At 73.7% G+C, this 8968-nt stretch carries 7 protein-coding genes; 3 read left to right on the top strand and 4 right to left on the bottom strand.

What is annotated here, in order from left to right; genetic code table 11:
• The first annotated feature begins 239 nt into the window (after positions 1–239).
• The gene (locus tag ACA514_RS47250) at positions 240–1352 is read left to right on the top strand and encodes an NDMA-dependent alcohol dehydrogenase (RefSeq protein WP_375048089.1); all 1113 of its coding nucleotides are present in this window, start codon (positions 240–242) and stop codon (positions 1350–1352) included.
• A gap of 190 nt (positions 1353–1542) precedes the next feature.
• Positions 1543–2217, top strand: a complete 675-nt coding sequence (locus ACA514_RS47245) for an HAD family hydrolase (protein WP_375048087.1) — start codon at positions 1543–1545, stop codon at positions 2215–2217.
• Between the two features lie 11 nt (positions 2218–2228).
• Here ACA514_RS47245 and dmpG read toward each other — a convergent pair whose 3' ends face one another.
• Genes dmpG through ACA514_RS47230 form a run of 3 tightly spaced genes read right to left on the bottom strand, consistent with a single transcriptional unit; the run spans position 2229 to position 4914 of the window.
• Positions 2229–3263: a 4-hydroxy-2-oxovalerate aldolase gene (gene dmpG, locus ACA514_RS47240; protein ID WP_375048086.1), complete on the bottom strand. Its 1035-nt coding sequence runs from the start codon at positions 3261–3263 to the stop codon at positions 2229–2231.
• Positions 3260–4207: an acetaldehyde dehydrogenase (acetylating) gene (locus ACA514_RS47235; protein ID WP_375048085.1), complete on the bottom strand. Its 948-nt coding sequence runs from the start codon at positions 4205–4207 to the stop codon at positions 3260–3262. The genes dmpG and ACA514_RS47235 overlap by 4 nt, the downstream gene beginning before the upstream one ends.
• Positions 4204–4914 (bottom strand): 2-keto-4-pentenoate hydratase, encoded by a 711-nt coding sequence (locus ACA514_RS47230; RefSeq protein ID WP_375048084.1) that lies wholly within the window; start codon positions 4912–4914, stop codon positions 4204–4206. Before ACA514_RS47230 ends, ACA514_RS47235 begins: the two co-directional genes overlap by 4 nt.
• 255 nt (positions 4915–5169) lie before the next feature.
• On the opposite strand from ACA514_RS47230, the gene ACA514_RS47225 reads away from it, so the two are divergent.
• A complete protein-coding gene (locus ACA514_RS47225; RefSeq protein WP_375048082.1) occupies positions 5170–5910 on the top strand; it encodes an IclR family transcriptional regulator in 741 nt (246 codons plus the stop codon).
• Here ACA514_RS47225 and ACA514_RS47220 read toward each other — a convergent pair.
• Positions 5879–8764 (bottom strand): FAD-binding and (Fe-S)-binding domain-containing protein, encoded by a 2886-nt coding sequence (locus tag ACA514_RS47220; RefSeq protein WP_375048081.1) that lies wholly within the window; start codon positions 8762–8764, stop codon positions 5879–5881. The two genes, ACA514_RS47225 and ACA514_RS47220, sit on opposite strands and share 32 nt — an antisense overlap.
• Between the last annotated feature and the right edge of the window lie 204 nt (positions 8765–8968).

Here is an 8968-nt window from a genome sequence, read left to right as displayed (position 1 = left end):
TTCCACCGCCATGATCCACCTCGCAATGATCGACCTCATGAGCCGCCGCCTCACCGGCGAATCCACTCCCACATGGCGGGGCACCTGACCCGAAATCAAACGGAACTCGCAGGATGAAACGCCCAGTGAGGGGGCGAGGATGGCACGGCCCTGCCCGGTTCGCGCCCTATGCGGCGGAGGATCGCGGGGTTACGTTGTGGTGTATCCACCCATGGACCGCGATCCGGGAGGTCAGGCGCGTGAAGACCAGGGCAGCAGTACTCGCGGGACCCGGCAAGCCGTTCGAGATCGCCGAGCTCGACCTGGACGGCCCGAAGGACGGCGAGGTCCTCATCCGCTACGTGGCGGCCGGCCTGTGCCACTCCGACCTGCACCTCACCGACGGGGACCTGGTGCCGCGGTTCCCGATCGTCGGCGGGCACGAGGGCGCCGGCGTCATCGAGGAGGTCGGCGCCGGCGTCACCAAGGTCGCGCCGGGCGACCACGTCGTGTGCAGCTTCATCCCCAACTGCGGGACGTGCCGCTACTGCTCGACCGGGCGGCAGAGCATCTGCGACATGGGCGCCACGATCCTGAACGGCGACATGCCCGACGGGACGTTCCGCTTCCACGGCGGCGGCGAGGACTTCGGCGCCATGTGCATGATCGGCACGTTCAGCCAGTACGCGACGATCTCCCAGCACTCGGTGGTGAAGGTCGACGAGTGGCTGCCGCTGGAGACGGCGGTGCTGGTCGGCTGCGGCGTCCCGACCGGCTGGGGGAGCGCGGTGTACGCGGGCGGCGTCCGGCCCGGCGACACCGTCGTGGTGTTCGGGATCGGCGGCATCGGGATCAACGCCGTCATGGGAGCCCGGCACGCGGGCGCGGCCAACATCGTGGCGGTGGACCCGGTCGCGTTCAAGCGCGAAAAGGCCCTGGAACTCGGTGCCACGCACGCCTTCGGCGACGCGGACGAGGCGCTCGCCAAGGTGATGGAGCTGACCTGGGGGCAGGGCGCCGACCAGGCGCTGGTGACGGTCGGCGTGGTGGACGAGGACGTCGTGAGCGCCGCGTTCAACGTGACCGGCAAGGGCGGCACGCTGGTGGTGACCGGGCTCGCGCATCCGGAGAAGCTCACGATCCACGTGTCCGGCGCCGTCCTCACCCTCTTCGAGAAGACGATCAAGGGGTCGCTGTTCGGGTCGGCCAACCCGCAGTACGACATCCCGCGCCTGCTGCGCCTGTACGACCAGGGCAAGCTCGACCTGGACGCGCTCGTGACCAGGCGGTACACGCTCGACCAGGTCAACGAGGGCTACCAGGACCTGCGCGACGGCAAGAACCTCCGGGGCGTGATCGTGCACGAGCACTGACGCGCGCCCGCTCCGCACCGCCCCCCGGCCCCGGCCGCGGGGCGGTTCCTTTGTTGGCGCTGTGCCAATAGCTATTGTCACTCCGCCAATAAGCGCCTAGAGTTCGAGTCGATCCGGTGCCGGCCGCTCGCGCGCCCTAGGGTTGCGGCCGGCACCGGTTCTCCCGGCCGCCCGCGGGTAAGGCCCCCGCATGATCGATGCGGTGCTCTTCGACGTCGACGGAACGCTGGTCGACACCAACTACCTGCACGCCGCCACGTGGTGGCAGGCGTTCCTGCAGTACGGCCACACGGTCCCGATGGCGAACGTCCACCGGGCGATCGGGATGGGGTCGGACAAGCTGCTCGACCACCTGCTCCCAGGCGACCGGGACCGCGACGCCGACGACGCGATCCGGTCGGCGCACACCGCCCTCTACGCGCAGTACTGGACGCGGCTGAAGCCGTTCGACGGCGCCGCCGACCTGCTGCGCGCCTGCCACCGGCGGGGGAGCCGGGTGGTGCTGGCCAGCTCCGCCGCCGAGCCCGAGCTGAAGGCGCTGCGCGCCGCGCTCGACGCCGACGACGCGATCGACGAGGCCACGTCGTCCTCGGAGGTGGGGGCGAGCAAGCCGTCCCCGGACCTCGTCGAACTGGCAATGGAGCGCGCCGGGGTCCCCGCGGAGCGCGCCGTGTTCGTCGGCGACACCCGCTGGGACGTCGAGGCCGCCGCGCGGGCCGGAATGCCGTGCGTGTGCGTCCTCAGCGGCGGGTGGAGCCGGGACGAGCTGACCGGAGCGGGCGCAGCGGCCGTCTACGACGACCCCCGCGCCCTGCTCGCCGGTCTGGACGGGAGCCCGCTCGCCGGAGCGGGCTCCCGGACCTGATCACGCCATGGTCAGGAGGCGCGCTCGCGCTCGGCGGCGAGCTGCAGCGCCACGTCGATGATCATGTCCTCCTGGCCGCCGACGTAGCCGGCCTCGCCGACCTTCTGCAGGATCTCGTGCGCCGGCACGCCGTAGCGCTCCGCGGCCCGCTCGGCGTGCAGCAGGAAGCTGGAGTACACGCCCGCGTAGCCCTGCGTGATCGCGCCCCGGTCGGCGAACGGCAGCCGGTGCAGGAACGGCTTCACCACGTCGTCCGCGGCCGCCATCGCGCCCTGCACGTCCACGCCGGTCGGGATGCCGAGCCGCTCGAACGTCGCGACCAGCACCTCGGTCGGGGAGTTGCCCGCGCCCGCGCCGAGCGCGCACAGCGCCCCGTCGATCTGCTTGGCGCCGTTCTGCTGCGCCAGCACCGAGTTCGCGACGCCGAGCGAGAGGTTCTGGTGGCCGTGGAAGCCGACCTGCGCCTCGTGCCCGATCTCCTTCACCAGCGCGCTGACCCGCTCCTGCGCCTCGCCGAGCACCAGCGCGCCCGCGGAGTCGACGACGTACACGCACTGCGCGCCGCCGTCCACCATGATCCGCGCCTGCTTCGCCAGCTCCTCCGGGCCGACCCGGTGCGACAGCATCAGGAACCCGACGGTCTCCATGCCGAGCTCGCGGGCGGCGGCGAAGTGCTGCAGCGACACGTCCGCCTCGGTGCAGTGCGTCGCGACCCGCGCCACCGACGCGCCCGCGTCGTGCGCCATCTTCAGGTCCTTCACCGTGCCGAGGCCCGGCAGCAGCAGCACCGCGATCTTCGCCTGCGTCGCCTCGTCCACGGCCGCGGCGACGAGCTTGACGTCGTCCTCCAGCGAGAAGCCGTAGTTGAACGACGAGCCGCCGAGGCCGTCGCCGTGCGTCACCTCGATGACCTCGACGCCCGCGCCGTCCAGCGCGTGCACGACGCCGCGGACCTGCTCCTCGGTGAAGCGGTGCGCCATCGCGTGGCTGCCGTCGCGCAGCGTCGAGTCGGTGATCCTGATCTTCTCTGCGGTCCGCTCGGTCATGAGGTGGCCTTCCTGCGCGCGAGCTGCTCGCCCACCCGGGCGGCGGCCGCGGTCATGATGTCGAGGTTGCCGGCCCACGGCGGCAGGTAGTCGCCGTTCCCGCGGACCTCCAGGAAGACCGCCACGCGCGCCCTCCCGTTCCACAGGTCGCTGGGCCCGTCGAACTGCGGCTCCGCGCGCAGCGTGTACCCGGGCACGTACGTGGCGACCTCGCCGACCATCTTCTCGATCGACGCGGCGATCGCCTTGGTGTCGGCGTCGGACGGGATCGCGCAGTACACCGTGTCCCGCATGATCATCGGCGGGTCGACCGGGTTCAGGATGATGATCGCCTTGCCCCGGGCCGCGCCGCCGACCTGCTCGATCGCGCGCGCCGTGGTCTCGGTGAACTCGTCGATGTTCGCCCGGGTGCCGGGACCGGCGGACCGCGAGGAGATCGACGCGACGATCTCCGCGTACGGCACCGGGACGACCGACGACACCGCGTGCACGATCGGGATCGTCGCCTGCCCGCCGCAGGTGATCATGTTGAGGTTCGGCGCGTCCGACACCGTGTCCAGGTTCACCGGCGGGCACACCAGCGGCCCGGTGGCGGCGGGCGTCAGGTCGATCGCGGTGATCCCGGCCGCCTCGTAGCGCGGGGCGTTGGCGAGGTGCGCCTTCGCCGACGTCGCCTCGAACACCAGGTCGGGCAGGGTCGGCTGGTCCAGCAGCCAGTCCACGCCCGCCGCCGACGTCGGCACGCCCATCTCGCGGGCGCGGGCCAGGCCGTCGGACTCCGGCACCACCCCGACCATCGAGTGGACGTCGATCAGCTCGCTGCGCTTCAGCTTGACCAGCAGGTCGGTGCCGATGTTGCCGGGCCCGACGATGGCCGCGGTCAGCTTGCGCGCGCCTTCTCGAGGGGGGACGACCCCCCGCGCCCCCCGGGTCGCTTCGCTCATTTGCGCTCCTCCTTTCCGAACTTTCCGAACCGTGCGGTGACGGAGCCGATCCCGGCGAACGTCGCCGTGAGCGTCTCTCCAGGGGCGACCGGGACGGCCGCGGTGATCGAACCGGGCAGCACCACGTGCCCGGCCTCCAGCGCGATGCCGCGCTCGCCCAGCACGTTGGCCAGCCACACCAGCGCATTGATCGGCGAGCCCAGCACGGCGCCGCCCGCGCCGGTGTCGATCAGGTTCCCGTCGCGGTGCAGCAGGCAGCCCATGAGCGCGAGGTCGAGGTCGCCCAGCCGGACCGGCCGGGTGCCGAGCACCAGGCCGCCGCTGGAGGCGTTGTCGGCGATGGTGTCCGGCAGCGTGATCTTCCAGTCGGCGATCCGCGAGTCGATGACCTCCAGCGCGGGCAGCACGTACTCCACCGCGGCGACCGCGTCGGCGGCGGTCGCGCCGGGCCCCGACAGCGGCCGGCCGAGCACGAACGCGACCTCCGGCTCCACCCGGGGCTGCAGGAACCGGCCCGCGTCGATCGGGGCGCTCTCCGGCAGGAACATCGAGTCGAGCAGGATCCCGAAGTCCGGCTGGTCCACGCCCATCTGGCGCTGCATCGCGGCCGACGTCAGGCCCACCTTGTGGCCCTTGATCCGGGCACCCGCGGCGGTCCACGCGTCCGACTGCGCACGCTGGACCGCGTACGCGTCGTCCACCGTCATGCCGGGGTGCGACGCGGTCAGGGGTGGGATCGGGACGCCGGAGGCGTAGGCGTCGAGCAGGGCTCTTGCGGCCTTCTCGACCCATTCCGGCGTAGCCGGGCCGGGGGGCGTAGGGCGTGGTCCCCCCTCGGGGGGCGCGGAACCCGGGTCCATGGCCGTTCCTTTCGTCGTCTCTGCGCCGAGCCTCGCGCGCCGGAGGCCGTCCCGGCAACGCGGTCGTCCCGCGTGGTGGGACACGTCTTCTACAGTGAGGCCATGCCGTCCGACGACACCTTCCTGCGCCGCGCCGTCGCGGTGCTGACCGCCTTCCGGGCGGACGACGACGGCCTCGGCGCGGCGGAGCTGGCGCGGCGCAGCGGGCTGCCGCGCTCGACGGCGCACCGCATCGCGCTCGACCTGGTCGAGGCGGGCCTGCTGGAGCGGCAGGGTCCCCGGGTGCGGCTCGGCCTCAAGCTGTTCGAGATCGGCCAGCGGGTGCCCCGGCAGCGCGTGCTGCGGGACGCCGCCGTGCCCTACATGTCCGACTTGCGGGAGGCGACGCGGCAGACCGTGCACCTCGCGGTCCTGGAGGGCGCCGAGGTCGTGTACGTGGAGATCCTCGGCGCCTCCGACGCGCCGAAGATGCCGTCGCAGGTCGGCGGGCGGCTGCCCGCGCACGCCACCGGCGTCGGCAAGGCGATCCTGGCGTTCTCACCGCCCGAGGTCGTCCAGCGGGTGCTGGACGCCGGGCTGGTCAAGGTCGGCGAGCGCACCGTCGTCGCGCCCGGCCTGTTCACCCGGGAGCTGGCCAGGATCCGCGCGGAGCGCGTCGCCTACGACCGGGAGGAGTCGGGCAACGGCATCCTGTGCGCCGCCAGCCCCGTCCTCGGCCCGGACGGCGAGGCGGTCGGCGCGCTGTCGGTGTCCGGCTGGTCCAACCGCATGCGCCTGGCCGCGGTCGCGCCCGCCGTCCACACCGCGGCCCTCACCCTTTCCCGGACGCTCGCGCACCGCTGACCTCGCCGGGGAGGTGGCGGGCGAGGAGCTGGGCGAGGTGCTCGCCGGGGCGGCCGGCGAGGTCGTCGAGCTGGGTGCGGCAGCTGAAGCCGTCGGCCAGGACGACGTCGCCCTCGGCGGCGCCGCGGACGGCGGGGAGGAGCGCGTGCTCGGCGATCGCGACGGAGACGTCGTGGTGGCCCTTCTCGACGCCGAAGTTGCCGGCGAGGCCGCAGCAGCCGCCGAGCCTGCCGATCTCGGCGCCCGCGTCCCTGAGCAGGGCGGCGTCCTTGCTCCAGCCCATGACGGCGTGGTGGTGGCAGTGCGGCTGCGCGACGCCGGTGACGCCGGTCAGGTCGGGCGGCGACCAGTCGGGCGTCCCAGCGAGCAGTTCGGCGAGGGTGCGGGTCGCGGCGGCGACCTCGCGGGCGGCGGCCGCGTCGGCGCCGCGCAGCAGTTCCTCGGCGTCCGAGCGGAGCACGCCGGTGCAGGACGGTTCCATGCCGACGACCCTGGCTCCCCGCCGGACGTGCGGCAGCAGCGCCTGGACGGTGCGCCGGAGCTGGGCCCGGGCGCCGTCGAGCTGCCCCGTGGAGATCCAGGTGATGCCGCAGCACACCGGCCGTTCGGTGATGGCCACGCGGTAGCCGGCGTGTTCGAGGACCTTGACGGTGGCGTCGGCGACGTCGGGGGAGAAGGCGTCGGTGAAGGTGTCGACGAACAGGACGACGTCGCCGTTGCGGCCGGCGGGGCTGCGGTGGGCGGCGAACCGGCGGCGGAAGGTCACCGGCGCGAACGCGGGCAGTGAGCGGCGGCGGTCGATGCCGGCGCTCCAGGCGACCAGCGGGCGCAGCGCCCGCGACCGCGTCGCGGTGTTCATCAGCTTGACGGCGGTTGGTGCCTTCGCGGCCAGACGCGTCCAGCGGGGGAGCCATCCCAGCGCGTAATGGGCGCGGGGCCGCAGCCTGCGCCGGTAGCGCTGGTGGAGGGCCTCGGCCTTGTAGGACGCCATGTCGATTCCGGTGGGGCAGTCGGACGCGCACCCCTTGCAGGACAGGCAGAGGTCGAGCACGTCGTGGACGGCCCGGGTCTTCCAGCCGTCCGGGCCGAGGTGGCCGGAGACGACGTCCTGCAGGACGCGGGCCCGTCCGCGGGTGGTGTCCTTCTCCTCGCGGGTGGCCAGGTAGGAGGGGCACATCACCCCGCCGGTCCCGGTGTTGTCGGCGCGGCACTTGCCGACGCCGGTGCAGCGGTGCACGGCCCGCGACAGGTCGCCGCCGTTGTGGCGGTAGGCCAGGCCCAGCGTCGGCAGTTGCGCGCGGGTGACCGGGGGGACGCCCGCCATCCGCACGTCGGCGTCCACCGGCGCGGGCCGGACGATGATCCCCGGGTTCAGCAGGTCATCGGGGTCGAAGAGGTCCTTGACCCGCGCGCACAGCGCGAGAGCCTCGGGAGAGTACATGTGCGGCAGCAGCTCGCCGCGCGCCCGCCCGTCGCCGTGCTCACCGGACATCGTGCCGCCGTGCCGCGCCGCGAGCGCCGCCGCGTCGTTCAGGAAGTCGCGGAAGACGCGCGTGCCGCCGGGGCGGTCGAACGGGAAGTCGATGCGGACGTGCACGCATCCGTCGCCGAAGTGCCCGTACGGGACGCCGAACAGGCCGTGCTCGCCGAGGAGCGCCTCGAACTCGCGCAGGTAGGAGCCGAGCCGCTCGGGCGGGACGGCCGCGTCCTCCCAGCCGGCGTGCGCCTGCCTGCCGTCCGGTGTCCGCGCCACCAGGCCCGAGCCGTCCTCGCGGATCCGCCACAGCGCGTCGGCCAGCGCCATGTCCTCGACCAGCATCGAGCCCGCGCTCGCCGACCCGGCCACGACGCGCCGTGCGGTCTCCCGCAGCGCGCCGATCTCCGGGCCGGCCAGCTCCACCAGCAGCCAGCCCGACCCGTCCGGCAGCGGCGGCACGGCGTCCGGCCCGCGCCGCTCCCGCACGACGTTCGTGATCCGTGAGTCGAGCCCCTCGCAGGCGACCGGGGCGTGCGGCAGGATCGCCGGGACGGCGTCCGCCGCCTCCGCCATCGAGCCGTACCCGAGCACGACCAGCAGCCGGCACGCGGGTTCGCGGACCATCCGCAGCCGCGCCGCCAGCGTCACCGCCAGGGTCCCTTCGGTGCCGACCAGCGCCCGCGCGACGTCGAAGCCCTTCTCCGGCAGCAGATGCTCCAGGGAGTAGGCCGACACCTGCCGGCCGAACCGCCCGAACTCGGTCCGGATCAGCGCGAGATGCCCGTCCACCAGGTCCCGCAGCCGGTCCAGCAGCGGGCCGCCGGCGGCGGGCCCCGGGACGTCGCCGAGCCGCAGCCGTTCCCCGGAGCCGGTGACGGCGTCGAGGCCGAGCACGTTGTCTGAGGTGCGCCCGTAGCCGAGCGCCCGCGAACCGCAGGCGTTGTTGCCGATCATCCCGCCGAGGGTGGCGCGCGTCCGGGTGGACGGGTCGGGCCCGAACCGCAGCCCGTGCGCGCCGGCGACCTGGTGCAGCCGCGCCTGGACGATCCCGGGCTCGACGAGGGCCGTCCCGGCGTCCGGGTCGATCTCCAGGACGCGGTTCAGGTGCCGGCTCGCGTCCACGACGACGCCGGGCCCGACCGCGTTGCCCGCGATGGACGTGCCGGCGCCGCGCATCGTCAGTGGCGCGCCGTACTCCCGGCAGACCGCCAGTACCGCGGGCAGTTCCTCGGTGTCCCGGGGCGTCACCACCACCCGGGGCGCGACGCGGTACAGCGAGGCGTCCGAGGAGTACATCGACCGGGCCAGCGCCGAGTCGTCCACGCCGCCGACGCCGGCGCGCCGCAGTGCCTCCACGAGACCGCCGGGATCGCTCACATCCGCCCCTTCGCCTGGACCGCCGCCCGCGGCGGCGCCTTGCGGACGACGGTAGTACCGCGGCGCCCCGGTCGCGGCGACCGGGCGCCGGGTGGGTCGCGCCGGGCGTCGGGCGCGGCCGCGCCGCGCGAATCCCGATGGCCGCGCGCCGCGGCGGCTTTTCGGAGAACGGTCGTTTAAATACGACAAAGCAGGCATTTAGAG

Source organism: Actinomadura sp. NTSP31 (assembly GCF_041951385.1).
Classification (GTDB): Bacteria; Actinomycetota; Actinomycetes; order Streptosporangiales; family Streptosporangiaceae; genus Spirillospora; species Spirillospora napierensis.
Note: the sequence above shows the minus strand (reverse complement) of the source record. Positions and strands in the feature narration are given on the sequence as shown.